The sequence below is a fragment of the Variovorax defluvii genome, from assembly GCF_039541515.1.
Classification (GTDB): Bacteria; Pseudomonadota; Gammaproteobacteria; order Burkholderiales; family Burkholderiaceae_C; genus Variovorax; species Variovorax defluvii.
This window is the reverse complement of record NZ_BAABGJ010000016.1, coordinates 40,212-64,378: the sequence shown is the minus strand read 5'-3', so window position 1 is coordinate 64,378 and position 24,167 is coordinate 40,212. Positions and strand designations below refer to the sequence as shown.

Here is a 24,167-nt window from a genome sequence, read left to right as displayed (position 1 = left end):
AAGCCATAGCTTGCGACACTCTCCGCGAAGCGCAGCGAGCCGTTGGTGGCCGAGCGCAGCGATGGCCCGACCCACTCCCCTCTGTGCGCGCCGAGGAGCGGAGTGGAACCGGCCCGCACGCCTGCCGAAGGACAGGCGTGCTTCGTGATCTGACTCGCCGCAGCTGTTTGAGCGTAGCGCCCGAAGGGCGCGTAGCGAGTTCTGCGGCGGGGCCGGTTGCGCGAGCACCGCAGGTTGCCCGTAGCGAAGCGGAGGGACGCGCACAGTGGGGTCGCCTTTCTTTGGTTACTTTCTTTGGCGAGACAAAGAAAGTAACTCGCCCGCCGGGGCGAATTCCCGGCTCCTGCGCCACACAACCAGCAAGGCCAAAACAAAGGCCCAAGAGCCAAATTCAAGGCTCCTGCGCCACCCAAAAAACAAGGCCAATACAAAGCCCCGCGTGGCAAGTCCAAGCCACAACAAGCGCAACGCCACAACAAAGACCCAGAGCCCTCCCCCCCACCCTTTCCCAGAGGGAGAGTGAGCAAGGCAACACCCCCAACCGCCCCCGGAGGGAAAGCGAGCACCACCCATGCCCACTCAGGATGTCTCATGCAATCCCGCCCACTTCCGCAAGGATGCGCGCGATCGCATCCGGAGCCTCGGCCGGCACCACCTGACGTGCCGGCATGCTGCGCAACCAGGTGATCTGCCTCTTGGCGAGCTGGCGCGTGGCCGCGATGCCGCGTTCGCGCAGTGCGGCCAGTGGCCAGGCGCCATCGAGCGCCTGCCAGGCCTGGCGGTAGCCGACGCTGCGCATCGAGGGCAGGTCCGGGTCCAGGTCGCCGCGCGCACGCAGCGCCATCACCTCGTCGAGTAAGCCGGCGGCCAGCATGGCATCGAAGCGCTCGGCGATGCGTTGATGCAGCCAGGCCCGATCGGTGGGCTCCAGCGACAAGAGAGCGATTGGCGGCAGCCCGCCCACGCCCTGCGCGGCATGGAAGCTCGACAGGGGCCGCCCGCTGGTGAGCCACACCTCCAGCGCGCGCTGGATGCGCTGGCTGTCGTTCGGCGCAAGTCGCGCGGCGGTGGACGCATCGACCTGCGCGAGCCGCGCATGCATGGCAGGCCAGCCCTGCGCGGCCGCTTCGGCTTCCAGCCGGCTGCGTACGTCGGGATCAGCCGCTGGCATCGCATCGATACCGTCCGCCAGCGCCTTGAAGTACAGCATGGTCCCGCCCACCAGCAACGGGAGCCGGCCGCGTGCGCGGATCTCGCCGACCAGGCGCCGGGCATCGGCGACGAAGGCCGCGGCGCTGTAGGGTTCGCGCGGATCGCGGATGTCGATCAGGTGGTGCGGCACCTCGGCCCGCTCGGCAAGGCTGGGCTTGGCGGTGCCGATGTCCATGCCGCGATAGACCAGCGCCGAGTCGACACTGACGATCTCCACCGGCCGCATGCGCGCGATCGCCAGCGCCGCGGCGGTCTTGCCCGAGGCCGTGGGACCGGCCAGCGCGACGTAGCCAGCCTCAGTGCCCATGCGTGTCGCCGTGGCGGCGCACCAGGGTCCAGGCGACCGACTTGCGCCAAAGGATCAGCCGTTCGATCGATCCGGACCCCAGCACGGGCAGGGCAAGGAAGTCGAGGCGGGTGGTGACGGGCTGGATGCCGGGCAGCAGCGCCAGCGCCATCTGCGCGGGCGGCATGCATGAGCGGTGCCCCTCGGCGGGAGAGATGGCGAGTGCTGCGATGGGCGGCATGCGCCCGAGGGTAACAAATGCAGGAGGCCGGACGCCGGACGCCCGGGGCGATCAAATCTTGTGGGGCAAGGCCGCGGCCGCGGTATCGTGCAGCAGCTTGTCCGCCGCCGTCGGTTGCGCCTGGGGTTGGGCACGGGTGCCCTCTTGCGCGGCCAGCACGCTCGGCGGCTTCATGCGAAACAACTGCGCCAGCGCCGAGCGGTACTGCGCTTCGCCGATCGAGCCGGTGCTGTGATGCGAGCCGCCCTCGACCAGCACGAACTGCTTGGGCACGGTGGCGGCATCGTAGAGCTTGCGCCCGAGCGTCGGATTGATCAGGCTGTCGGCCGAGCCGTGCACCACCAGCAGCGGGGCGCCGATGTCCTTGACCTTGCGGATGGCCTCGAAGCGCTGCGTGATGAAAGGTCCGAAAGGCAGCCAGCCCCACTTGAAACCGCTGACCACGTCGGCGATGGAGGTGAAGGTGCTCTCGACGATGGTGCCGCTCTCGTCGTGGACCTGGGAGGCCAGGTCGATGCCGATGGCGCCGCCGAGCGAGTGGCCGAAGATGTAACGGCGCTGCTGCGGGTGCCGCGCGGCCAGCCAGATCCAGGCGGCGCGCGCATCTTCCTGGGCCGAATCCTCCGAGGGCAGGGCCTTGCTGCTCTTGCCGAAGCCGCGGTAGTCGATGGCCAGCACCGAAAAACCGAGTTCGTGCATGCGCCGCATGCGGGGCGCCGAGCCGGCCACGTTGTAGCGCGCGCCGTGCAGGTAGAGCAGCACCGGGGTGTCAGCCGACTCGGGCGCGCCACCCAGCCAGAGGCCGTGCAGCCGGGCCCGCTCGCCCGTGACCTTGGAGTCGAAGTCGATCCACACGTGCTCCATGCCTTCGGTCATGGCGGCGGAATTCCCCCAACTCCGGTCGCTGGGCTGGAAGATCCATTCGCGTTGCCGCTCATCGAGGGTGGAACATCCCCCGGCCAGCAGGGCGGCAGCCAGGGCAGTGGCGGATGCGAACAGGGTCCAGGTCTTCATCGCAAGGCGGAATGACAGGCTTTTGGCGGGAAAGTTCAACCTAAAGACTGCATGCAACGGCTGTGCCCGGTCCTTCGCCGACGAGTGAAAACCCTTGGTTGCATGCCAAAACGCGACAAATGTACCGAATTGCGCCCAATTCAGGCCATGCTGCAAACCCGCCCCCAGGGCCGTCAGCGGCCGCGCAGGAAGAGGTTGTCCAGCTCGCGCACCGAAAGCTGGCGCCAGGTCGGCCGCCCGTGGTTGCACTGGTCCGAACGCTCGGTGGCCTCCATCTGGCGCAGCAGGGCGTTCATTTCGTCGACCGTCAACCGGCGGTTCGCGCGCACCGCGCCGTGGCAAGCCATGGTGGAGAGCAGCTCGTTCTGGGCCCGCTGCACCACGGTGCTGGCGTCGTGCTGCGCCAGCTCGGCCAGCACGCTGCGGGCCAGCTCCACCGGGTCGCCGTCGGCCAGGGTGCTCGGCACGGCACGCACTGCCAGGGTGCGTGGCGAGAAGGGCGTGATTTCCAGGCCCAGTGCGGGCAGCACCGAGGCGCAGGCTTCGGCGGTGGCCACCTCCTGCGGTGTGGCGGCGAAGGTGGCCGGGATCAGCAGCGGCTGGCTGGCGATGGCGGCGCCGTCGAGCTGGGCCTTCAGCCGCTCGTAGACGATGCGCTCGTGGGCTGCGTGCATGTCGACGATCACCAGGCCCTGGCTGTTCTCGGACAGGATGTAGATGCCTTGCAGCTGGGCCAGGGCGCGGCCGAGGGGCCATGTTTCTTCTTCGGACGGTCCCGGGGGCGTGGGCCGGGAGAAGGTCGCCGGCGCGGTACCGGCCGGGGGCGCGAAGGCCGACGCGGCCGAAGCCTCTTCGTGCCGGGTGCTCGGCCACATCGCCGCGGCGTCGCCCAGGCCGCGTTCGGCCGCGAAATGGATGGCTGGCTGGGTCCACGCCGCCGCGACCGGCGCCGCCGGGGCAGGTCGCGGCCTGAAGAAGGGCTCGGCCGAAGCCGGCGAGGCCGCCTCCCCCGCGCGCGGCGCCGCCAGCGCGTTCTCGATCGCGTGGCGCACCGCCTGGTGCACCTCGCGGCCGTCGCGGAAGCGCACCTCGATCTTGGTGGGGTGCACGTTGACGTCCACGCGCGCCGGGTCGATCTCGAGATGGAGCACGTACACCGGCTGGCGCTGGCCATGCAGAACGTCTTCATAGGCGCTGCGCACCGCGTGTGCCAGCACCTTGTCGCGCACGAAGCGGCCGTTGACGTAGAAGAACTGCTGATCGGCCCGCGAGCGCGCCGCGTCCGGAATGCCGGCGCGGCCGGTCACGCGCACCGGGCCGGCGGTGTGTTCTACCGTCACACTCTGCGCGACGAAGTCGTCGCCGAGCGTGTCGGCCAGTCGCTGGTCGCGCACCTCGGCGCCGCGCCACTGCTCGACCAGCCGACCGTCGTGCCAGACCGCGAAGCCCACCTCGGGCCGCGCCAGCGCATGGCGGCGCACGGCCTCGATGCAGTGCGCGAGTTCGGTCGCATCGGTCTTCAGGAACTTGCGGCGGGCCGGCGTCGCGAAGAAGAGCTCGCGCACCTCGACCGTGGTGCCGGGCCCGCGCGCCACCGGCCGCAGTTCGCCGGTGCGGCCATCGAGGGCGAAGGCGCCGTCGGCGCCGGCCGCACGCGATTGAATGCTCATCTCGGCGATGGCATTGATGGCCGCGAGCGCCTCGCCGCGGAAACCCATGGTGCCCACGGTTTCCAGGTCGTCGAGGCTGGCGATCTTGCTGGTCGCATGGCGGCGCAAGGCCAGCGGCAGCTCGTCGCGGGGCAGGCCCTGGCCGTCGTCCTCCACCGAGATCAGGCGCACGCCGCCGGCGGCGAGGCGCACGGTGATCTGTCGGGCGCCGGCATCGAGCGCGTTGTCGAGCAGCTCGCGCACCACCGAGGCCGGACGCTCCACCACTTCGCCGGCGGCGATCTGGCTGATCAGTTCGTCGGGGAGTTCGCGGATGGGGCGGCGTGGGGCCGGGGGGAGGGCAGAGGGGAGGGCGCTCACCTGGTCATTCTAGAAGGGCTTGTCGAAGGCGAAGGCGCTCACCCGGATAATGCGCGCCCATGGAAATCATCAGCTTCTTGGTCGACTTCATCCTGCACGTCGACAAACACCTGGAGAGCTTCGTCATCGCCTACGGCCCCTGGGTGTACGCGCTGTTGTTCTTGATCGTCTTCGTCGAAACGGGGCTGGTGGTCATGCCCTTCCTGCCCGGCGACTCGCTGCTCTTCGTCGTCGGTGCGCTGTGCGGCGCGGGGCTCATGAACTACGGCATCGCGGTGCCATTGCTGATCGTTGCGGCCGTCGCCGGCGACCAATGCAACTACAGCATCGGGCGCTATTTCGGGCCGAAGGTGTTCCAGTGGGAGAACTCGCGTTTCTTCAACAAGAAAGCCTTCGACCAGGCGCACGAGTTCTACGAGCGCTACGGCGGCATCACGATCGTGCTGGCGCGCTTCATGCCCTTCATCCGCACTTTCGCGCCTTTCGTGGCCGGCGTAGCCGAGATGACGCGCGTCAAGTTCAGCCTCTACAACATCGGCGGCGGCCTGCTCTGGGTGCTGAGCCTGTGCACGGCGGGCTACCTCTTCGGCAACATGCCCTTCGTGAAGGAGCACCTGGACAAGATCATCTGGGCGCTGATCATCGTCCCGGGTCTGATCGCGATCTTCGGCGCCTGGCGCGCAGGACGCACGCCCTCCTCGGTGCGATAAAAAGAAAGGCGTGCCCGTGGGCACGCCTTCTTCTTCGCAACGCAGGACGCCGGCTCAGTAATTCGGGCCGTTGCGCGGGTAGTAGTGGCGCTGCTGCTGGTTGTAGTAGTTGCGCTCGTCGGCGCGACGACCCACCTGGTTGCCAACCAAGCCACCGATGGCCGCGCCGCCCACCGTGCTGGCCGTGTTGCCGCCGATCGCGTTGCCGATCACGGCGCCGCCGACCGCGCCACCCGCCGTGCCCCATTGCTCGTTCGGGCCCGCCGCGCAGCCTGCGAGCGCCATGACGACAGTGGCCGCACCGGTCGTGATCCAAAGACGTGTCTTCATGCTGTCCCCTTTCAATGAGTGATGTGTTGATTCTCGAAAAGCGGGGCGAATCCCTTGTAGGAGCTTGCCGCGGCCCCCTGCCCGATGGGGCGCGCTGTCCTCGTGCAACAAGAAGCTACGCATGTGGCGCAGGCGGCTGACTTTGTGTCGGCGCCTCTTCAGCGCTGCACGGCGGTGACGGCGATACCGCGAAGCTGACCTGCAGCACGCGAAGGCGCGGGGCGGGGATAGGCCTGCGGGTCGAAGCGATGCAACAGTTCCGCCTCGCGCACGCGCGCGAGGGCCACGTTGGCCAGCTTGACGTGGCCGAAGCCGCGCATCTGCATCGGCAGCAGCGCGATCTCGGTGGCGATCTTCAGCCGTTCGGGGCTCAGGGCCGGCAACAGCGATTCGATGCGTGCCTTGTACTCGCCCACCAGTGCGCGTTCCATGCGACGCTCCTCCGTGCGGCCGAAGACGTCGAACACCCCGCCGCGCAGCCGCTTGCCGTGTGCGAGCAGCTTCAGCAAAGTCATCATCCAGCCGCCGAAGCGCAGCTTGCGCGGCGCCTCGCCCGGGCGTGCGCGGGCCAGGCCCGGCGGCGCCATGTAGAACTCGAGCTTCGCTTCGCCTTGGAACTGCTGGCGCAGCGCATGCATGAACTCGCCGTCGGTGTAGAGGCGCGCGACTTCGTATTCGTCCTTGTACGCCATGAGCTTGAGGAGGCCCTGCGCCACCGCGCGCGTGAAGGGAAGGGCGGGGTCGGCCTGCAGCGCCGCTTCGCGCTGCCGCACGGTCGCCACGATCTCGCCATAGCGGCGGGCATAGGCCGCGTTCTGGTAAGCGGCCAGGTGGGCCTGTGCGCGTTCCATCAGCGCGTCCAGCGATTCGGACTGCGCCGGCTCGATGGCATGGGCTACATCCGCCTCGCGCCACAATGCCGCGACCGCCTGCGGGTCCTCTGCCGCCATGCGGCCCAGCGACAAGGCGAGCTTGTTGTTCTCCACGGCGACGCCGTTGAGCTCGATCGCCCGCAGCAGCGCCTCCAGCGCCACCGGCACCAGCCCACGCTGCCAGGCATAGCCCAGGGCGAGGATGTTGGAAGCGATCGAGTCGCCGAGGAACGCTTCGGCCAGCGCCTGCGCATCCAGCGTCTCGACGCGTTCCTCGCCGGCCGCGAAGCGCAGCTTCTCCAGCAGCTGCGGCGCCCGCAGGCTTGCATCCGGGTTGTGCAGGCTCTCCGCCACCGGGATCTCGTGCGTGTTGGCCAGGATGCGTGTGCGTCCGTGGCGCACGGTGACCAGCGCATCGGCCGAGGCGCCCACCACCAGGTCGCAGGCCAGCAGCGCGTCGGCCTGCTGCGTGTCGATGCGCACCTGGTTCAGGCGCTCCGGCACGTCGGCCAGGCGCACGAAGCTCAGCACCGAGCCGCCCTTCTGCGCGAAGCCCATGAAGTCCAGCACGCTGGCGCTGCGGCCTTCCAGGTGCGCCGCCATCGCGACCAGTGCGCCCACGGTCACGACCCCCGTGCCGCCGACGCCGGTCACCAGCAGGTCGTAGGGGCCGGTCCAGGTGTGGCGCGCGGGTCGCGGCAGGTCCGCCACGCGCTGCAGGAAGGCATCGGCGCCGCCGGCCAGTGCGCCGGTCTTCTTGCGCGGGCCTGCGCCCAGCACCCCGACGAAGCTGGGGCAGAAGCCTTTGGCGCAGGAGTAGTCCTTGTTGCAACTGCTCTGGTCGATCTTGCGCTTGCGGCCCAGCGGCGTTTCCAGCGGCAGCACGGCCACGCAGTTGCTCTGCACCGAGCAGTCGCCGCAGCCTTCGCAGACGCGATCGTTGATGAAGAGGCGCCGTGCGGGGTCGACCAGCTCGCCCTTCTTGCGCCGGCGGCGCTTCTCGGCCGCGCAAGTCTGTTCGTAGATCAGCACCGTGACGCCGGGCGTCTCGCGCAGGCGGCGCTGCACCGCGTCGAGCGCGGCGCGGTCGTGGAACTCGGTGCCTTCGGGAAAGCGATGGCGGATCGGCTTGTACTTGCCGATGTCGTCGGACAGCACCACCACCTGCTTCACGCCCTCGGCCTCGACCTGGCGCGCGATGCCGTCCACGCTGATGATGCCGTCCACCGGCTGGCCGCCGGTCATCGCCACCGCATCGTTGAAGAGGATCTTGTAGGTGAGCGTGGCGCGCGCCGCGACGGCCTGGCGGATGGCCAGGTAGCCCGAGTGGTAGTAGGTGCCGTCGCCGAGGTTCTGGAACACGTGTGGCACGCGGGTGAACATCGCGTGCGAAACCCAGTCCACGCCTTCGCCGCCCATCTGGATCAGGCCCTCGGTCTCGCGGTCCATCCAGCTCGCCATGAAGTGGCAGCCGATGCCGGCCTGCGCGCGCGATCCCTCCGGCACCCGCGTGCTGGTGTTGTGCGGGCAACCGGCGCAGAAGTAGGGCAGGCGCTTGACGCTGTCGCCGGCATTGGACAGCAGCTCGGGCGGCGTGAAGTCGCGCACCAGGTGCCGGCGGTCGAGGTCCGGGAAGTGCACCGCGAGCCAGCAGGCCACGACTTCGATCAGGCGCGAGGGACGCAACTCGCCGAGGGCGCTCACCAGCGGCATGCCGCGTTCGTCCAGCTTGCCCACGAGGGTCGGGCGCTCGGCGTCGTTGTAGAACAGGGCGCGCAGCTGGTCCTCGACCACCGGGCCTTTCTCTTCGATCACCAGCACTTCCTTCAAGCCCTGCACGAAGGCGCGCATGCGGGTCGGCTCGACGGGATAGGTCAGGCCGAGCTTGTAGATGCGCACGCCGTGGCGCGCCAGCGTCTCGGTCGAGATGTCGAGCCGGCGCAGCACTTCCATGAAGTCGTAGTGCGCCTTGCCGGCGGTGACGATGCCGATGAACGCATCCTCGCATTCGACGATGTGGCGGTCGATGCTGTTGACGCGCGCGAAGGCGCGCACCGCATCCAGCTTGGCATGCAGGCGCTGCTCGATCTTCAAAGAGGGCAGGTCGGGCCAGCGGTAGTGCAGGCCGTCGGCGGGCGGCGTGTAGCCGGTGAGGCGCCGCACGGCGTCGCCGTCCTGCCAGGTTGCGGCCCGGGCATTCACCTGATCCAGGTCGACGGTCGAAGCGCTCTCCACCACCTCCGACAGCGCGGTGAAGCCGACCCAGTTGCCGGAGAAGCGCGACAGGGCCCAGCCGTACAGGCCGAACTCCAGGTACTCGCCCACGCTGCCCGGCGACAGCACCGGCGCGTGCCAGGACTGGAAAGCCTGGTCGCTCTGGTGCGGCATGGAGGAGGAGACGCAGCCGTGGTCGTCCCCCGCCACCATCAGCACGCCGCCGTTCGGCGAAGCGCCGTAGGCGTTGCCGTGCTTGAGTGCGTCGCCGGCGCGGTCCACACCCGGGCCCTTGCCGTACCACATCGAGAACACGCCGGCGCAGGTGCGTTCGGGGTCGGCCTCCACGCGCTGGGTGCCGAGCACCGCTGTCGCGCCCAGTTCCTCGTTGATCGCCGGCAGGAAGCGGATGCCGCTCTCGTCGAGCTTCGGGCCGGCCTTCCACAGGGCCAGGTCCACCATGCCCAGCGGCGAACCTCGGTAACCGCTGATGAAGCCGCGCGTGTCCAGACCGGCGGCGGCGTCGCGCTGGCGCTGCATCAGCATCAGGCGCACCAGCGCCTGCGTGCCGGTGAGGAAAATGCAGCCGCTCGTGGCCCAGAGGCTGTCGCTCAGGCGGTAGTCGGGGCGCGCCACGGGAGCGGGCGCGGTGGGGTCTGCCATCACATCGGATGCCATCGGATCGGACTCCTCGCGGGAGAGGCTAACGCGGGATGATGACGAAGAATGCGGGACGGCGCCGACGGTGTGGGTGATGTCCGCAGGCGTCGGCGAGGTCATCGAGCCGGTGGCTGCAACTACAGCTGCCGGCTGCGCGCCAGCGGCGGGTTCTGCGCGAAGTAGCGCTGGATGCCCCGCATCAGCGCATCGGCCAGGTCTTCCTGGTAATCCACGCTGCGCAGCTTGGCCTCTTCCTCGGGGTTGCTGATGAAGGCGGTTTCCACCAGCACGCTGGGAATGTCGGGTGCCTTGAGCACGGCGAAGCCGGCCTGCTCCACGCGTGGCTTGTGCAGGCGCGCGCCGATGCCGCGGATCTCGCCCAGCATGGCGCCGCCGAGCTTGAGGCTGTCGTTGATCTGCGCGGTGGTGCTCATGTCCAGCAGCGCGCGTTGCACCTGTGCCTCGTGCGAGCCCACGTTGACGCCGCCGACCCGGTCGGCCTGGTTCTCCTTGTTCGCGAGCCAGCGTGCGGCGCTGCTGGAGGCACCGCTCTGGCTCAGCGCGAACACGCTGGCGCCGCGTGCGTCGGGGTTGGTGAAGGCGTCGGCGTGGATGCTCACGAAGAGATCGGCCTGCACGCGGCGCGCCTTCTGCACGCGGGTGCCCAGCGGCACGAAGAAATCCGCGTCGCGCGTGAGGAAGGCGCGCATCGGGTTGCCGTTGACGCTGCTGGCGTTGATGCGTTCGCGCAGGCGGTGCGCGACTTGCAGCACGATGTCCTTCTCGCGCGTGCCGTTGGGGCCGATCGCACCCGGGTCCTCGCCGCCGTGGCCCGGATCGAGCGCGACGATGATGATGCGGTCTGTGCGGCTGGCGGTGGCGACATTGCCGTTGCCGTTGCCGTTGCCGCCGTGAGGCGGCGCGATGGCCGTCGCCGGCGCGGTGCCGACCACCGGCGGCAGGGGTGCGGGTGCCACCAGTGCCGGCGCGGGCGCCGCCGTTGGCCCGCGGGGGGCGGGCCGCATCGACTGCTGGGCCATCAGGTCGCCCAGCGGATCGGCGGCCGGCGGTGCGGGCCGCAGCGGTGCCGGTGTGTCGCCGGGTGCGCCCGCGTTGCGCGGCGCGATGCCGGCGACCGTGGCGTCGCGGCCTTGGGCTTTGGGCGCGTCGCGCAGGCGCTCGGCGATCAAGGCCTCCATCGGATCGATGGCCTGCTGCGGATAGAGATCGAGCACCAGCCGGTGCCGGTACGCGGCCACCGGCGCGAGCGAGAAGACCTGCGGCGCAACGGTCTGCTTGAGGTCGAACACGATGCGCACCACACTCGGCGCGAACTGCCCGACGCGCAAGCCGTTGATGTACGGGTCTTCGGGGCGGATCTTGCCCACCAGTTCGCGCAGCGCGGGATTGAGATCGATGCCCTCGATGTCGACCGCCAGCCGTGGCGGGTTGCCGACCACCAGCTGCTGCGAGTGGAGGCGGCCGTCGGATTCGATGGTGACGCGGGTGTAGTCGTTCGCCGGCCAGACCCGCACCGCCACGATGGTGGCGCCGCGCGCGATCTCGGCGGTTCCCAGGAGGAGGGCGAGGCTGCCGCCTTGCAGCAGCGTGCGTCGTTGCAGTCCGTTGGTCTTCATGCGGCGGCGTCGAGCAGCCGGCTGCCGCGCACGGTGTTCGCGTGCAGGGTCACGGTGCGGGTGTCGTCGTTCATTGCTTCGATTTTAATAGCAAGATCAGCAACTGGAATGCGCCCCGCCGCGTTTTCCGGCCATTCCGCGAGCTTGAGGCCCGTGCCGGCGAAGATGTCGCGGAAGCCGGCGTCGTCCCATTCGTGCGGATCGCTGAATCGGTAGAAGTCGAAGTGGAAGATGGCCAGGCCGCCGGGGGCCTCGTGCGGCTCGACCACTGCATAGGTCGGGCTCTTGATGCGCGATGCGATGCCCAGGGCCCGCAACAGGTGGCGAACGAAGGTGGTCTTGCCGGCGCCGAGGTCTCCATGCAGCGCAATGAACGCATCGCGCAACGCATCCGATGACGCGAGCTTGCGCGCGAGCGCATCGCAGTCGTCCTCGCTGGCCCACTGCTGCACGAGGGTTCGCGTTTCTACAATCGGCAGGTGATCGGCAGCCATCAACTCGTGAGTCGGATTCGGGCCTGGGCCCGGGAGCTCGGATTCTCCCAAATCGGCATCGCGGGTGTCGACCTGTCGAGTGCCGAGCCCGGCCTCGCGCAATGGCTGGCGCAAGGCTTCCACGGGGACATGCATTACATGAGCGCGCACGGCATGCGGCGCGCGCGGCCGGCCGAACTCGTGCCGGGCACGGTGTCGGTGATCACGGCGCGCATGGACTACCTGCCGCGCGGCACCCCGGGCGACTGGCAGGCCGTCGAGTTCGAGCGCCTGCGAAGGCCGGGCGAGGCGATCGTGTCGCTCTACGCGCGGGGCCGCGACTACCACAAGGTCCTGCGCTCGCGCCTGCAGAAGCTGGCCGATCGCATCGGCGAAGAGGCGGGCAGCGTGGGGCATCGCGTCTTCACCGACTCGGCGCCGGTGCTCGAGGCGGAACTCGCATCGCGCAGCGGCCAGGGCTGGCGCGGCAAGCACACGCTGGTGCTCGACCGCGAGGCGGGCTCCATGTTCTTCCTGGGCGAGATCTACATCGACATGGCCTTGCCCGTGAGCGAGCCTGCGAGCGCGCATTGCGGCAGCTGCAGCGCCTGCATCGACATCTGCCCGACGCGGGCCATCGTCGCGCCCTACCGGCTCGATGCGCGGCGCTGCATCTCCTACCTCACCATCGAGCATGCAGGCGGCATTCCGGTCGAACTGCGGCCTCTGATAGGCAACCGCATCTACGGTTGCGACGACTGCCAGCTGACCTGCCCCTGGAACAAGTTCGCGAAGAAGAGCGCGCTGCCGGACTTCGATGCGCGCGAGGGCCTGACGGGGCGGGCGCTGGCCGAACTCTTCGCCTGGGACGAAGACACCTTCCTGCGCTTCACCGAGGGCAGCCCGATCCGCCGCATCGGCCACGAGCGCTGGCTGCGCAACATCGCGGTCGCGCTGGGCAATGCGCTGCGCGCGGGCGAGGAGGGTGCGCGTGCGGCCTTGGCGGCGCGGCGCGATCACCCCAGTCCGCTCGTGCGCGAGCATGTGGCGTGGGCGCTCGCGGCGCCCTAGAAGCACTCTGTGTCCGGTCCTCAATGCAGCCAGTCTGACGGCCACGGCTTGACGAACGCGGTGATGGCGATGGCCTTTCCTGATCAGCCCCGGCGAAAGTTGACCGTGGCCGGCTCGGCGGCAAGAATCGTCAGCCAGATGCGAAAGCCGAGGAGAGATGTCATGTCAATGCCTGCCTATCAGTGCAGCCTGTTCGCTGTGGCGTTTGGCGTCTGTGCAGCGGGCGGCTTGGCGCTGGCGGGCGAGTGGGAGCGCGAGCGTGATGCGATGGGCCTCTACAAGGAGCCGGTCTGTGATTTCGGCTTTCGAGTCAAAAGTGCGCTGACCAATATCGCGAAGCAGCATTCGACAGGCGTCAAAGCGACGACTGCCCAGTGGGAAATGGAAGTATTCAACAACCCTGATTCGAAGAGTTGGACACTGGTCGGCAAGAGCAAGGCCCCGGATGCGAGCCCAAACAAGCTTTGCCGACTGTCAGGTGGCCAACAGAGTCCGTACGACGAGCAGCCTTGGTTCAAAGAGTACTTCGGCATGAAATAGAGAGGTCCTCCCCCGGCGTGGCCAGCACCACTTGCATCTCATTGCGTCGCCGCTGAAGGTCGATCTCCCTGTCCCACTGGTCGCTGGATGCCGTGATGCCCGTGCGATCTGATCTGCTGGTTGGCTCAAGCGCTGATCCGGGATCCAGCGTCGTTGCATCCTGGTCCGGCACGTCTTGCCGGCACGGGCCTTCCTTCGCCTATGGAGCGACCATCATGTCTAGCCCGCGAAGCCGCCCCCGTCCAGGAAGGCCTGTTCTTCCGGTGTGGTCTCGCGCCCCAGCATCGGATTGCGGTGAGGGAAGCGGCCGAAGCGCGCGATGATGTCCCGGTGCAGCACGGCGTAGCGCTGCGTGTTGGCGTCGAGCGCGGCATTGAGCTCCACCGAGCGCTCCTGATCCTCCAGCGATTCGGAATGCATGAAGGGCAGGTAGAAGAAGGACCGCAGCGCCGCGTCGCACTGCCGGTCCAGTCCCGCCGCGATGGCGGCTCGTGCCACGGCCCGCGCCTTGCCGTCGGTGGCGAACATGTGAGCGCTGCCGCGCCAGGCGTTGCGCGGGAACTGGTCCAGCAGCACCAGGAGGGCCAGCGCGCCCTCGGCATCGGATGCCCAGCCGTCGAGCGCCCCGGTGGCGGCGGCATGGTGCGCGGCCTCGAAGCGCGACTTGAATTCGGCGTCGAAGGCCTCGTTCTTGGAGAACCAGCGTTCGGGGCCGGCGTTGCGCCAGAAAGCGGCGACTTCGTGGGCGGAGGGCAGCGGAGCGGCATGCGTCATGCGCCGGATCATGCCATCGCGCTTTGTCGAAACTCGGGCTCGCGGCCGACACGCGAGGCGCTGCGCGCGGCCTATGCTGGTGCGGTGTTCTGCACTGATGGAGATCCCTCATGAACCGATATGCCACCCTCTTGCGCGCTGCTCTTGTCACCGGCGTGGCGACCGCGGCCCTGGCAGGCTGCGGGATGATGTCCAGGTCCAACACCGCGAGCTTCAGCGGCAGCATGAACGCCGCCAGCGAGGTGCCGCCCAACATGACGCGCGGCAGCGGCCTGGTCGAGGCTTGGCTGAACAGGGACACCAATGTCCTCAAGTACAAGATCGTCTACACGGGCTTGAGTGGCCCGGCCACGGCCGCGCACCTCCACGGCCCTGCATCCGCCGGCGAGAACGCGGGCGTGGTGCTGCCCTTCAAGGATCCGGGCAGCCCGATCGAAGGCCAGGCGACGCTGACGCCGGCCCAGGCGGCCGACCTGTCCGCCGGCAAGTGGTACGCCAACATCCACACGGCCGCCAACCCCAACGGCGAAATCCGCGGGCAATTGCTGCCCAAGATGTAGCGGGGCGACGCAGCGTATCGGACTCCTCATGGGGACCATCCGAGGCTGACTACAGCTTCAGCTCCCAGGTCTCGCCCACCAGCTGCTGGCCGAAGCCCTCGTAGGCCTCGGACTGGGTCAGCCTGAAAGCTCGCGACGCATAGATGCCGCGCGCGGCCGTGAGGCAGCTGTTGGTCCACAGCACCATCTTCCTGTAGCCCTTGCGGCGAGCGAAGGCGATGCATTCGTCCGTCAGCCGCGCGCCCAGGCCCAGGCCGCGCGCCTGCGGGGCGAGGATCAGCATGCGCAACTGCGCCACGCTGGCCGACTTGCGCACCAGGAACACGGCGCCGACGCGCTCGCCGCCCAGCTCGGCGATCCAGCATCGTTCCCATTCGGGCCGGAACTTGCGCAGGAACTGGCCGGCGATCTCGGCCACCAGCCCTTCGAATTCACTGTTCCAGCCGTACTCGCGTGCATAGAGCTCGCCGTGCAGCTGCACCACCCAGCCGATGTCGCCCGACTGCGGATCACGCAGTACCGCGGTGGGTGGGCGCGTGGGCGCATCGGTGGCGGGCTCGATCAGCGCCTCGACCTGCTGCATGGCGGCGATCAGCTCGCGTCGCCGCGTCGGCGAGAGTGGCGCCAGCAGCGCCCGGGCCTCGTCGCGCGACTTCTGCTGCAGCGGGGCGAAGGCCGCGTGCCCGGCTTCGGACAGGCGCAGCACGCTCTGGCGCGCGTCGCGCGGATGGGTCTCGCGCGCCAGCCAGCCCTGGGCCTCGAATCGGCGCAGGATGCGGCTGAGGTAGCCGCCGTCCAGGCCCAGATCCTTCCCGATTTCGCTGGCCACCGACTGCTCGCGGTGCGCCAGCTCGTAGAGCACGCGCACCTCGGTGAGGGACATCCCGCTGCCCAGGTAAGGGTCGAGGGCGCCGATGCGGCGGGTGTAGAAGCGGTTGAAACGGCGCACCGCCTTGACGGCGGCGACTTCTTCCGGGGAGGGTGCGGTGGCGGAAACGCGCGCGGTCATGCTTGCCATTGTCAAGCGATTTGATTGACTTTGGCAAGTAATCGGCGCACGCCTGCTGCCACCCTGCCGATGACCCTGGAATAGGAGGGCCACCCCCCGGCCCTTAAAATCGCGGGTTGCCCGGAACCGGGCCACCGCGGCCTGCATTGCCGCTGCACCGCCGCAACTCTCCACATGAACGCCCCAGTCGACGTCTCCTTCTTCGCGCGCGCCGCCAAGCCGCTCACCAGCTACCGGAAGTACTGGGCGGCCCGCTTCGGCACCGCCCGCTTCCTGCCCACCAGCCGCGCCGAGATGAGGGCCCTGGGCTGGGACAGCTGCGACGTCGTGATCGTCACCGGCGACGCCTACGTCGACCACCCCAGCTTCGGCATGGCCGTGATCGGCCGCATGCTGGAGGCGCAAGGTTTTCGCGTCGGCATCATCGCCCAGCCCGACTGGCACAGCGCCGAGCCCTTCAAGGCGCTGGGGCGGCCGAACCTGTTCTTCGGCGTGACCGCCGGCAACATGGATTCGATGATCAATCGCTACACGGCGGACCGGAAGATCCGCAGCGACGACGCCTACACCCCCGGCGACGTCGGCGGTCGGCGGCCCGACCGCGCGGCCATCGTCTATTCGCAGCGCTGCAAGGAAGCCTGGAACGACGTGCCGATCGTGCTCGGCGGCATCGAGGGCTCGCTGCGCCGCATCGCGCATTACGACTACTGGCAGGACAAGGTGCGGCGCTCGATCGTCGTCGACGCCAAGTGCGACCTGCTGCTTTACGGCAACGCGGAGCGGGCGATCGTCGAGATCGCCCACCGGCTGGCCGCGCGCGAGCCGGTGCAGCACATCACCGACGTGCGCGGCACGGCTTTCGTGCGGCGCGAGACGCCGGAGGGCTGGTTCGAGATCGACTCCACCAGCGTGGACCTGCCGGGCCGCGTCGATGCGCACGTCAATCCCTACCTGATGGTGTCGGAGCAGGCCAAGGCCAACGGCGCGACCTGCGCGAAGGAAGACGAGGCCCAGGCGGTCGCCGCGCAGGCCCAGGCGACCGCGGCGCCGGTGCACTTCGTCCCCAATCCCGCCGTGCGCCTGAAGCCGCCGCCGCGCGAGCGCTCGGTGATCCGCCTGCCTTCCTACGAGCAGGTGCGCGCCGACCCCGTGCTCTACGCCCACGCCAATCGCGTGCTGCACCTCGAGACCAACCCCGGCAACGCCCGTGCCCTGGTCCAGGCCCATGGCGAGGGCACGACCGCGCGCGACGTGTGGATCAACCCGCCGCCCATCCCGCTCACCACGGCCGAGATGGACCACGTGTTCGACCTGCCCTATGCCCGCAGCCCGCATCCGCGCTATGCGGACGAGAACGGCAGCCACGACGGCGCGACCAAGATCCCGGCCTGGGAAATGATCCGCTTCAGCGTGAACATCATGCGCGGCTGCTTCGGTGGCTGCACCTTCTGCTCCATCACCGAGCACGAAGGCCGCATCATCCAGAGCCGCTCGGAAGACTCGATCATCAAGGAGCTCGAGACCATCCGCGACAGCGTGAAGGGCTTCACCGGCACCATCTCTGACCTGGGCGGGCCGACCGCCAACATGTACCGCATCGGCTGCAAGAGCCCGGAGATCGAGGCCGCCTGCCGCAAGCCCAGCTGCGTGTACCCGGGCATCTGCCCGAACCTCAACACCAGCCACGATCCGCTCATCAAGATCTACCGCCGCGCGCGGGCCTTGAAGGGCATCAGGAAAATCCTGATCGGCTCCGGCCTGCGCTACGACCTGGCCGTGCAGTCGCCCGAGTACGTGAAGGAGCTGGTGCAGCACCACGTGGGCGGCTACCTCAAGATCGCGCCCGAGCACACCGAGCAGGGGCCGCTGTCGAAGATGATGAAGCCGGGCATCGGCAGCTACGACCGCTTCAAGCAGATGTTCGAGAAGTTCAGCGCCGAAGCGGGCAAGAAGCAGTACCTGATCCCGTACTTCATCGCCGCGCATCCGGGCACCAGCGACGAGGACATGATGAACCTCGCGCTCTGGCTCAAGCGCAACGGCTTCCGCGCCGACCAGGTGCAGACCTTCTACCCGTCGCCCATGGCCACCGCGACCGCGATGTACCACACGGACCGCAATCCGCTGCGCAAGATCACGCGCGACAGCGAAACGGTGGACATCGTGCGCGGCGAGAAGCGCCGCCGCCTGCACAAGGCCTTCCTGCGCTACCACGACGCCAACAACTGGCCGCTGCTGCGCGAGGCGCTGAAGAAGATGGGACGGGCCGACCTGATCGGCAACGGCAAGCACCACCTGATCCCCACCTACCAGCCGCTCACGGACGGCGGCTACCAGAGTGCGCGGCGCAAGAACTCGACGCCGGTGGCGCAGAAGCAGAATCCGGTGCAGTCCGCGCAGCCCGCGAAGCCGGTGAAGCCTGCACGAGGCCGCATCCTCACGCAGCACACCGGCCTGCCGCCGCGGGAGACCGGCGCGGCGCGCGTCAAGCCGGCCCGCAAGGCAAAGTAGCCCAGCGAGCGGCAGCCGCCGATCGCACCGCCCGATCGAGTCGTTGTATGGTGCGGGGATGAACAGCCGTCCGGCCTCCTTCCGGCTTCCTGCCATCGGGCTGGGCCTGCTTCTTGCCGCCGTCGCAGCCATCGCGCAGGCGCCCTCCCTGGATGCGGGTTCCGCGCCCGCCCTGCGCGAGCAGCACCAGAAGCTCGCCGGCCAACTGGCCGGCAGCCCGCTCAAAAGGCCGATGTACCTGGAATCCACCGAGACCGACGGCGGCCTGCAGGGCGACGTCTACGCCGTGGTCGATCATCCGCTCGACCAGGTGCGCACGGCCCTGGCCAAGGGCGGGCAGTGGTGCGAGATGCTGCTGCTGCACATCAACAACCGGCGCTGCCGCGTCAGCAGGCAAGGCCAGGATGAGGTGCTGACGCTCAGCGTGGTGAAGCGCTACGACAAGCCGGTCGAGCAGGCCTTCGAGCTGAGCTTCGTCCACCGCGTCGCGAGCAGCAGCAGCGACTACCTGGCGGTGCAGCTGTCGGCGCAGAGCGGGCCGCTGGGCACCAGCAACTACCGCGTCTCGCTCGAGGCCGTGCCGCTCGGGGAACGCCGGACCTTCCTGCATTTCGGCTATGCCTACGATCACAACCTGATGGCGCGGCTGGCCACCAAGGCCTACCTCGCGACCTTCGGCAGCCACAAGATGGGCTTCACAGTGATCGGACAGAAGCCGGACGGCGAGCCTGAGTACATCCGCGGCGTGCGGGGGCTGATGGAGCGCAACGCGATGCGCTACTTTCTCACCCTCGACGCCTACCTGGACAGCCTCGACGCGGCGCCCGCCGAGCGGGCCGAGAAGCGCCTGCACGCCTGGTTCGAACAGGCCGAGCGCTATCCGCGGCAACTGCACGAAGTCGACCTCGCGACCTACCTCGAGCACAAGCGCGCGGACCGCAAGCGCGACGAGCCCAAGCCCTGATCGCCGGGGGGCTCGGCCTTCAGCGCAGCACCAGCACCGGCGTGTGCGAGTGCGTCAGCACGTGCAGCGTCTCGCTGCCCATGAGCAGCCGCTTGAGGCCGCGGCGCCCGTGCGAGGCCATCACGATCAGCTCGCTCTTGTGCACGCGGGCGGCCTCGATGATGGCCTCGGCCACCAGTTCGGATTTCATGACCACGGCCAGCGTGCTGCGCACGCCGCGGGCCTCGGCCTTGGCCTTGACCGCGTCGACCACGCGCTGGGCCTCCGCGTCGGCCTCGCTTTGCATGCGCTTGACTTCCATCTGCGTCAGCAGCAGCGAGCCTTCGAAGTAGCCGGTGGGATAGTGGTGGACCACCCTGACGGCGACCAGCTCGGCGTTGGTGAGCAGGGCGAGGTCGATCGCGCTGTTGACGGCCAGGTCCGAGAGCTCGGAACCATCGGTGGCGACGAGTATGCGTTCATACATGGCGCTCTCCCGGGCGGGAGACACCCGCCCCGCTCGCAGGGTAGCGCCGGCGGGCGGGGGCAACAAGCGCGCGGTCTAGGTGCGAGCGTCCAATCGCCGGCGCTCAGAAGAGCAGGGCCACGGCCCACCCGAGACCCAGCCCCAGCAGCAGCGCCCCGCCCACGCGCAGCGCATAGCGCGGGCCGCCGGCGATCGTGGCCACCGCGCAGCGCGTCAGCGTGTTGACGCTGACGGCGACCAGCGCGCCGTGCACGAAGCGCTCCGTCGCCATGGTGCCCGCCGCATGCAGCGAGGCCATGGAGGCGATGGGCGAATGCGCGTCGGCCAGCGCCGCGATGGCCACGCTGATGAGCAGGCCGGCTTCGCCGAAGCGGTCCTGCGCGTAACTGACCACCAGCGCCACCACGGCCAGCAGCGCGGCCACGGCCAGCGCCTCGCGCGGCCGCAGTGCGCTGCGCGTGCTGGCGGGCGCTTCGATGGCGTCGCTGCCGCGGGCGCGGCGCGACAGCAGCGGCAGCAGGCCCGCCACCGCCGTGCCGGCCGCGGCGGCCAGCGCCGCCGGCAGCAAGGCCAGCGCGGCCGCCGGCGACAGCGCCGCGCCGAGCACCAGCGCCTGGGCCCAGGTGGCAACGCCCGACAGCGCCGCGCCGCCCGCCAGCACGCCGGCCTGGCCGGGCTGCGCCTTGGCGCGGCCGCCGAAGGAGGCCACGGTCGCGGTGCTGGAGATGAAGCCCGAGACAAAACCCGAGCCCAGCATGCCCGCGCGCGCACCGAGCCAGCGCGCCGCCATGTGGCCACCGGCCTGGATGGCCAGGATCAGCACGACCATCGCCGCCAGCGGCCTTGGGTCGATGCCGCCCAGCCACGGCAGCGGGCCGGCGGGAATGAGCGGCAGCACGATCAGGGCGAGCGCGGCCAGCAGCAGTCCGTCGTGCAACTCCTGCTCGCTGAGCAGCTGGGTGGCGAAGCGGTGCAGCCGGCGGCGCATGGCCAGCAACAGCGCCAGGCCGGCGCCGCAGGCTGCGCCCAGCGTCGGCGCGATGGCCGACTGCACGCCGATCAGGTAGGTGGTGAAGAGAGCGAGCTCGGTCGTGAGCCCCGGGTCGTCCTCGCCGCTCTTCCAGTACGCGAGGATGCCGGCCAGCCCGATGAAGGCTGCGCCAACCGGCACCAGCCCGGGCACCGGCAGCAGCTGCGCCAAGGCCCCGCACAGTGCCGCGACGGTGAAGGTGCGCAGGCCGGCGGCGCCGCTTTCCGTGCCCTCGCCCTTGCGGCGCTCGCGCTCGATGCCGATCAGCATGCCGACGCCGAGGGCCACGGCCAGGCCGATCGGAGCGTCGGGTGGAATGCTGGTGTTCATCTGTCGGCGTGGCGTGGTGGGAAGAAAAAGGCGCGGGCGATTTTGCCCAATGCGCGGAAGTCGCCTGCGCTTCCCGGCATACTCGCAGCGCTCGCAACCTGCATGAATCTCGCAAGCCATGGACAAAGAAGTCGAACCCGCGGTCCTCGCCGTCATCAATGAAAAACGTCTGTCCGGCGAAAAGCGCACGCCGGTGGACATCATCGCCAGGATGGGCGTGTTCGAGGCCCGCGACAAGGCCTCGGACCAGGCCTGGCTGGCGACCGGCGACAACATCATCGCCACCATCTGGGCCGAGCTCGTGAGCATCGGCGCCGGCGGCCGCTGGTTCCTGCTCGAATCGCTGGACACGCAGCGCCGCATCGGCGGCGGCGACCGCAGCGTGCTGCAGATCCAGCGCGCCAAGGACCGCCTCGGCCTGCTCAAGCGCGCGCTGGACGCGGGCCAGGGGGTGAGGGCGGTGCTGCAGACCAACCGCGTGGCCATCCGCGACGCGGAAAGCGACCGCGCCGCCCGCGTATCGACCCGGGTGCCCGACGACGAGGAGTGGCACGTCGCCCTCTGGGAGCCGGCGCGCAAGTTCGCCGTGCTGGTCCGCGGACAGCACGGGTGGCTGCCGAGCGACGAAGAGATCCAGGCGGCGCGGGCGCGCATCGGCATGCCCGAGGAGGCGCCGCAGGGCGCATCGGGCGAGGCCGCGGCGGACGATCCGCAGGCCGCCGCCATGGACTACCTGGCGCGCCACTTCGCGGGCTACGGCTACAAGGCCGAGGACGTGTCCGCGCGCAAGCTCGGCTACGACATCGAGGTGTCGGACAAGAAGGGCAAGGTCCTGCTGCAACTCGCGGTGAAGGGCACCGCGACGGGCAAGACCGGCTTCAAGCTCACGGACGAGGAGCGCGCCTGCGCGAAGAAGGGCGACCCCTGGCGTCTGGCGGTGGTGACCGATGCCTTCGGTCCCGCGACGCAGCACAAGCTCTACAGGGCTTCCGAAATCGACAAGGCGCCCGGCCTCGAGCCGTTCTGATCTCCGTCACGCGAGGACCGTTCGCGGCAGCAGCGCCGGCACCAGCGGGCGGTTCAGCCGCTCGCGCCACCAGCGCAGCGCGCGGCCTTCGGCGCCCGTGCGCCACGCCAGCCAGAAGAACTCGGTGGGCCGCGGCTCCTCGGTCTCCAGTTCCACCAGCGTGCCGCGGGCCAGCTCCGCGCCGATGCAGGCGCGCGGCAGGTAGCCGTGGCCCAGGCCTTCGACCTGGCAGGCGATCTTGGCCGCCATGCTGGGCACGGTGATGCGCGGCTGCCCCGCGAGCAGGCCCACGGTGCGGTCCGACAGGCTGCGGGCGCTGTCGCCCACCACGATCGCGTTGCAGTCGAGCAGGTCGCCGCGCTGCAGCGGCCGGCCCAGGCGGGCGAGCGGATGGGTGGCCGCCACGCAGAAGGCGAAGTCCAGGCTGCCCACGTTCACCGCCTGGTAACCGCCGCCGGTGGGGCCCTCGCCGGCGGCGATGACGACGTCGGCGCGGCCCTCGCGCAGCGCCTCCCAGGCGCCCGTCATCGCTTCGCAGCCGATGCGCAGACGGGTGCCGCAGCGCAGGTCCTCGAAGGCGCGCACGTCTTCGATCAACGCCTGTGTCGGAATGAGCGAGTCGTGCACCAGCTGCAGCTCCGATTCGTAGCCGGTGGCGATCTGCCGCATGCGTGATTCGAGGTCGCCCGCGGCCCTCAGCAGCCAGCGACCCTCCCGCAGCATCTCGTCGCCCGCGGACGTGAGGGTGACGCGCGGTCCGTTGCGCTCGAAGAGCTGCATGCCCAGTTGCTCCTCCAGCTTCGCCACCGCGTACGAGATGGTCGAGGGCACCTTGTTGAGCCGCGAGGCCGCCTGGGCAAAGGAGCCGTGGCGGGCGATGGCGTCGACCAGTTCGATCGCTTCGAGGGTGAGCTTGAGCATGGCAGGTTTGTATGTTCGAAAAATTCGATGATGATCCCCGAAAAATTTCGTCAAAAAGCGGTGGACGGGCCCCGATGATTGCGCCCATGCTGAGGGGAAGCAAAAGACAAGATCCTCGAAGCAGATTGTGAATTCGATCGAATTCACGGACGTCACGGGTTTCCACCAAGGGCCTGCGGCGTCCGACCCCCACCCCGCCCACTTGAACCCTGAGGAGCATTCCATGACCGTCAAAGCCACCCCCGCCCCCGGCAGCAAACTGCTCACCCCCACCGACCACACGCTGGTGATGATCGACTTCCAGTCGCAGATGGCCTTCGCCACGCACTCGATCGACGCCGTCAGCCTGCGCAACAACGCGGCGGTGGTGGCGCAAGCGGCCGCAGGTTTCAAGGTCTCGACCATCCTGACCACGGTGGCCGAGAAGAGCTTCTCCGGCCCGATGTTCAGCGAGATCACCGAGGCCTTCCCCGGCCAGAAAATGCTGGACCGCACCTCGATGAACACCTGGGAAGACGCCGCCGTGATCGAGGAAGTGAACCGCATCGGCAAGCCGCGCATCGTGCTGGCCGGCCTGTGGACCAGCGTGTGCATCGTCGGCCCGGCGCTGTCGGCGCTGGACCAGGGCTTCGAGGTCTACGTGATCGCGGACGCCTGCGGCGACATCTCGGCCGAGGCCCACGACCGCGCGATGGAGCGCATGGTGCAGGCCGGCGCTCGCCCGATGACCTCGCTGCAGTACCTGCTCGAACTGCAGCGCGACTGGGCCCGCGGCGACACCTACGAACTCACCACCGGCATCGCCAGGAAGGTGGGCGGTGCCTACGGCCTCGGCATCACCTACGCCAAGAGCATGTTCGGCGCGCACGAAGGCTGAGCCCCGACCGAGGCGCCGGCCATGAAGCCCTACCTTGTATCCCTTGCGCTGGGCCTGCTGGTCGGCGTGATCTACGCACTCTTCCAGGTGCGCTCGCCGGCGCCGCCGGTGATCGCCCTGGTCGGCCTGCTGGGGATCCTGCTCGGCGAGCAGATCCCGCCCTTGGTCAAGCAGGTGTTCCAACGCGAAACGGTGAACACATCGTGGCTGCACCACCAGGTCAAGCCGCACATGTTCGGCGAGCTGCCGAAGTGCGCGCAGGTGCAGGCGCAAGACGCGTCCAGCGTCCGCTCAGCTGCAGAGCGAAGCTCATGACATCATCCGCCGCCGACGCCGGGCGCCGCCGCTTCCTGGGCGCGCTCGGCGCCACCCTGGCCGCCCCGGGCCTTGCACAGACCCCTCACCGGA

22 protein-coding genes are annotated in these 24,167 nt (G+C 69.2%); 9 read left to right on the top strand and 13 right to left on the bottom strand.

The annotated features are described in order from the left end of the window. Window positions 1-589 precede the first annotated feature (589 nt). The 4 genes from miaA to mutL form a co-directional block, all read right to left on the bottom strand. Window positions 590-1,519 carry a tRNA (adenosine(37)-N6)-dimethylallyltransferase MiaA gene (gene miaA, locus ABEA07_RS10265; RefSeq protein WP_345537632.1) on the bottom strand — a complete coding sequence of 310 codons (930 nt, stop codon included), beginning with the start codon at window positions 1,517-1,519 and terminating at the stop codon, window positions 590-592. Next, complete coding sequence (locus tag ABEA07_RS10260; protein WP_345537631.1) at window positions 1,509-1,739, bottom strand: hypothetical protein; 231 nt, start codon at window positions 1,737-1,739, stop codon at window positions 1,509-1,511. The genes miaA and ABEA07_RS10260 overlap by 11 nt, the downstream gene beginning before the upstream one ends. A gap of 51 nt (window positions 1,740-1,790) precedes the next feature. Beyond that, window positions 1,791-2,753, bottom strand: a complete 963-nt coding sequence (locus ABEA07_RS10255; RefSeq protein WP_345537629.1) for an alpha/beta hydrolase — start codon at window positions 2,751-2,753, stop codon at window positions 1,791-1,793. Window positions 2,754-2,926: 173 nt separating this feature from the next. After that, window positions 2,927-4,783 carry a DNA mismatch repair endonuclease MutL gene (gene mutL / locus ABEA07_RS10250; protein ID WP_345537628.1) on the bottom strand — a complete coding sequence of 619 codons (1,857 nt, stop codon included), beginning with the start codon at window positions 4,781-4,783 and terminating at the stop codon, window positions 2,927-2,929. A gap of 59 nt (window positions 4,784-4,842) precedes the next feature. On the opposite strand from mutL, the gene ABEA07_RS10245 reads away from it, so the two are divergent. Continuing rightward, window positions 4,843-5,493, top strand: a complete 651-nt coding sequence (locus tag ABEA07_RS10245) for a DedA family protein (RefSeq protein WP_345537626.1) — start codon at window positions 4,843-4,845, stop codon at window positions 5,491-5,493. 54 nt (window positions 5,494-5,547) lie between these two features. Here ABEA07_RS10245 and ABEA07_RS10240 read toward each other — a convergent pair whose 3' ends face one another. The 4 genes from ABEA07_RS10240 to tsaE all read right to left on the bottom strand — a co-directional run bounded on the left by ABEA07_RS10240 (window position 5,548) and on the right by tsaE (window position 11,700). Then, window positions 5,548-5,823, bottom strand: a complete 276-nt coding sequence (locus ABEA07_RS10240) for a glycine zipper domain-containing protein (protein ID WP_345537625.1) — start codon at window positions 5,821-5,823, stop codon at window positions 5,548-5,550. Between the two features lie 158 nt (window positions 5,824-5,981). Beyond that, entirely contained in the window at window positions 5,982-9,587 is a 3,606-nt protein-coding gene (locus tag ABEA07_RS10235; protein WP_345537624.1) for an indolepyruvate ferredoxin oxidoreductase family protein, read from the bottom strand. Window positions 9,588-9,706: 119 nt separating this feature from the next. Continuing rightward, on the bottom strand, window positions 9,707-11,206 hold the full coding sequence (locus tag ABEA07_RS10230; protein WP_345537623.1) for an N-acetylmuramoyl-L-alanine amidase: 1,500 nt from the start codon (window positions 11,204-11,206) through the stop codon (window positions 9,707-9,709). Next, the gene (gene tsaE / locus ABEA07_RS10225; RefSeq protein WP_345537622.1) at window positions 11,203-11,700 is read right to left on the bottom strand and encodes a tRNA (adenosine(37)-N6)-threonylcarbamoyltransferase complex ATPase subunit type 1 TsaE; all 498 of its coding nucleotides are present in this window, start codon (window positions 11,698-11,700) and stop codon (window positions 11,203-11,205) included. The genes ABEA07_RS10230 and tsaE overlap by 4 nt, the downstream gene beginning before the upstream one ends. Here tsaE and queG point away from each other — a divergent pair. After that, window positions 11,686-12,750, top strand: coding sequence for a tRNA epoxyqueuosine(34) reductase QueG (gene queG / locus ABEA07_RS10220; protein ID WP_345537621.1), 1,065 nt, complete (start codon window positions 11,686-11,688; stop codon window positions 12,748-12,750). The two genes, tsaE and queG, sit on opposite strands and share 15 nt — an antisense overlap. 162 nt (window positions 12,751-12,912) lie before the next feature. Continuing rightward, complete coding sequence (locus ABEA07_RS10215; protein ID WP_345537620.1) at window positions 12,913-13,290, top strand: hypothetical protein; 378 nt, start codon at window positions 12,913-12,915, stop codon at window positions 13,288-13,290. A 219-nt stretch (window positions 13,291-13,509) separates the two neighbouring features. On the opposite strand, the gene ABEA07_RS10210 is transcribed toward ABEA07_RS10215, so the two are convergent. Then, complete coding sequence (locus tag ABEA07_RS10210; protein WP_345537619.1) at window positions 13,510-14,064, bottom strand: DUF924 family protein; 555 nt, start codon at window positions 14,062-14,064, stop codon at window positions 13,510-13,512. 110 nt (window positions 14,065-14,174) lie between these two features. On the opposite strand from ABEA07_RS10210, the gene ABEA07_RS10205 reads away from it, so the two are divergent. Next, a complete protein-coding gene (locus ABEA07_RS10205) occupies window positions 14,175-14,624 on the top strand; it encodes a CHRD domain-containing protein (protein WP_345537618.1) in 450 nt (149 codons plus the stop codon). A 49-nt stretch (window positions 14,625-14,673) separates the two neighbouring features. Here the strand turns inward: ABEA07_RS10205 and ABEA07_RS10200 are convergent, their stop codons facing one another. After that, entirely contained in the window at window positions 14,674-15,633 is a 960-nt protein-coding gene (locus tag ABEA07_RS10200) for a bifunctional helix-turn-helix transcriptional regulator/GNAT family N-acetyltransferase (RefSeq protein WP_345537617.1), read from the bottom strand. Between the two features lie 174 nt (window positions 15,634-15,807). On the opposite strand from ABEA07_RS10200, the gene ABEA07_RS10195 reads away from it, so the two are divergent. Together ABEA07_RS10195 and ABEA07_RS10190 are read left to right on the top strand one after the other, a co-directional pair. Further along, a complete protein-coding gene (locus ABEA07_RS10195) occupies window positions 15,808-18,144 on the top strand; it encodes a YgiQ family radical SAM protein (RefSeq protein WP_345537615.1) in 2,337 nt (778 codons plus the stop codon). Window positions 18,145-18,202: 58 nt separating this feature from the next. Then, window positions 18,203-19,108: a hypothetical protein gene (locus tag ABEA07_RS10190; protein WP_345537614.1), complete on the top strand. Its 906-nt coding sequence runs from the start codon at window positions 18,203-18,205 to the stop codon at window positions 19,106-19,108. Window positions 19,109-19,127: 19 nt separating this feature from the next. Here ABEA07_RS10190 and ABEA07_RS10185 read toward each other — a convergent pair whose 3' ends face one another. Further along, window positions 19,128-19,574 carry a universal stress protein gene (locus ABEA07_RS10185; protein WP_345537613.1) on the bottom strand — a complete coding sequence of 149 codons (447 nt, stop codon included), beginning with the start codon at window positions 19,572-19,574 and terminating at the stop codon, window positions 19,128-19,130. A 103-nt stretch (window positions 19,575-19,677) separates the two neighbouring features. Beyond that, window positions 19,678-20,934, bottom strand: a complete 1,257-nt coding sequence (locus ABEA07_RS10180) for an MgtC/SapB family protein (protein ID WP_345537612.1) — start codon at window positions 20,932-20,934, stop codon at window positions 19,678-19,680. 118 nt (window positions 20,935-21,052) lie between these two features. On the opposite strand from ABEA07_RS10180, the gene ABEA07_RS10175 reads away from it, so the two are divergent. Next, window positions 21,053-21,961 carry a protein NO VEIN domain-containing protein gene (locus tag ABEA07_RS10175; protein ID WP_345537611.1) on the top strand — a complete coding sequence of 303 codons (909 nt, stop codon included), beginning with the start codon at window positions 21,053-21,055 and terminating at the stop codon, window positions 21,959-21,961. Between the two features lie 6 nt (window positions 21,962-21,967). Here ABEA07_RS10175 and ABEA07_RS10170 read toward each other — a convergent pair whose 3' ends face one another. Next, window positions 21,968-22,882, bottom strand: coding sequence for a LysR family transcriptional regulator (locus tag ABEA07_RS10170; RefSeq protein WP_345537610.1), 915 nt, complete (start codon window positions 22,880-22,882; stop codon window positions 21,968-21,970). Window positions 22,883-23,105: 223 nt separating this feature from the next. On the opposite strand from ABEA07_RS10170, the gene ABEA07_RS10165 reads away from it, so the two are divergent. Then, the gene (locus ABEA07_RS10165) at window positions 23,106-23,759 is read left to right on the top strand and encodes a hydrolase (protein ID WP_345537609.1); all 654 of its coding nucleotides are present in this window, start codon (window positions 23,106-23,108) and stop codon (window positions 23,757-23,759) included. A 21-nt stretch (window positions 23,760-23,780) separates the two neighbouring features. Continuing rightward, complete coding sequence (locus ABEA07_RS10160; protein ID WP_345537608.1) at window positions 23,781-24,074, top strand: XapX domain-containing protein; 294 nt, start codon at window positions 23,781-23,783, stop codon at window positions 24,072-24,074. The last annotated feature ends 93 nt before the right edge of the window (window positions 24,075-24,167 follow it).

Excerpts from the sequence above, each read along its gene's own strand:
- ABEA07_RS10170 (WP_345537610.1), bottom strand. The coding sequence starts at position 22,882 with ATGCTCAAGCTCACCCTCGAAGCGATCGAACTGGTCGACGCCATCGCC.
- ABEA07_RS10210 (WP_345537619.1), bottom strand. The coding sequence starts at position 14,064 with ATGACGCATGCCGCTCCGCTGCCCTCCGCCCACGAAGTCGCCGCTTTC.
- ABEA07_RS10260 (WP_345537631.1), bottom strand. The coding sequence starts at position 1,739 with ATGCCGCCCATCGCAGCACTCGCCATCTCTCCCGCCGAGGGGCACCGC.
- ABEA07_RS10185 (WP_345537613.1), bottom strand. The coding sequence starts at position 19,574 with ATGTATGAACGCATACTCGTCGCCACCGATGGTTCCGAGCTCTCGGAC.
- ABEA07_RS10205 (WP_345537618.1), top strand. The coding sequence starts at position 14,175 with ATGAACCGATATGCCACCCTCTTGCGCGCTGCTCTTGTCACCGGCGTG.
- ABEA07_RS10190 (WP_345537614.1), top strand. The coding sequence starts at position 18,203 with ATGAACAGCCGTCCGGCCTCCTTCCGGCTTCCTGCCATCGGGCTGGGC.
- ABEA07_RS10230 (WP_345537623.1), bottom strand. The coding sequence starts at position 11,206 with ATGAAGACCAACGGACTGCAACGACGCACGCTGCTGCAAGGCGGCAGC.
- ABEA07_RS10235 (WP_345537624.1), bottom strand. The coding sequence starts at position 9,587 with ATGGCATCCGATGTGATGGCAGACCCCACCGCGCCCGCTCCCGTGGCG.
- ABEA07_RS10245 (WP_345537626.1), top strand. The coding sequence starts at position 4,843 with ATGGAAATCATCAGCTTCTTGGTCGACTTCATCCTGCACGTCGACAAA.
- ABEA07_RS10195 (WP_345537615.1), top strand. The coding sequence starts at position 15,808 with ATGAACGCCCCAGTCGACGTCTCCTTCTTCGCGCGCGCCGCCAAGCCG.
- ABEA07_RS10180 (WP_345537612.1), bottom strand. The coding sequence starts at position 20,934 with ATGAACACCAGCATTCCACCCGACGCTCCGATCGGCCTGGCCGTGGCC.
- ABEA07_RS10165 (WP_345537609.1), top strand. The coding sequence starts at position 23,106 with ATGACCGTCAAAGCCACCCCCGCCCCCGGCAGCAAACTGCTCACCCCC.
- ABEA07_RS10160 (WP_345537608.1), top strand. The coding sequence starts at position 23,781 with ATGAAGCCCTACCTTGTATCCCTTGCGCTGGGCCTGCTGGTCGGCGTG.
- miaA (WP_345537632.1), bottom strand. The coding sequence starts at position 1,519 with ATGGGCACTGAGGCTGGCTACGTCGCGCTGGCCGGTCCCACGGCCTCG.
- ABEA07_RS10200 (WP_345537617.1), bottom strand. The coding sequence starts at position 15,633 with ATGACCGCGCGCGTTTCCGCCACCGCACCCTCCCCGGAAGAAGTCGCC.
- ABEA07_RS10255 (WP_345537629.1), bottom strand. The coding sequence starts at position 2,753 with ATGAAGACCTGGACCCTGTTCGCATCCGCCACTGCCCTGGCTGCCGCC.
- tsaE (WP_345537622.1), bottom strand. The coding sequence starts at position 11,700 with ATGGCTGCCGATCACCTGCCGATTGTAGAAACGCGAACCCTCGTGCAG.
- ABEA07_RS10215 (WP_345537620.1), top strand. The coding sequence starts at position 12,913 with ATGTCAATGCCTGCCTATCAGTGCAGCCTGTTCGCTGTGGCGTTTGGC.
- ABEA07_RS10175 (WP_345537611.1), top strand. The coding sequence starts at position 21,053 with ATGGACAAAGAAGTCGAACCCGCGGTCCTCGCCGTCATCAATGAAAAA.
- ABEA07_RS10240 (WP_345537625.1), bottom strand. The coding sequence starts at position 5,823 with ATGAAGACACGTCTTTGGATCACGACCGGTGCGGCCACTGTCGTCATG.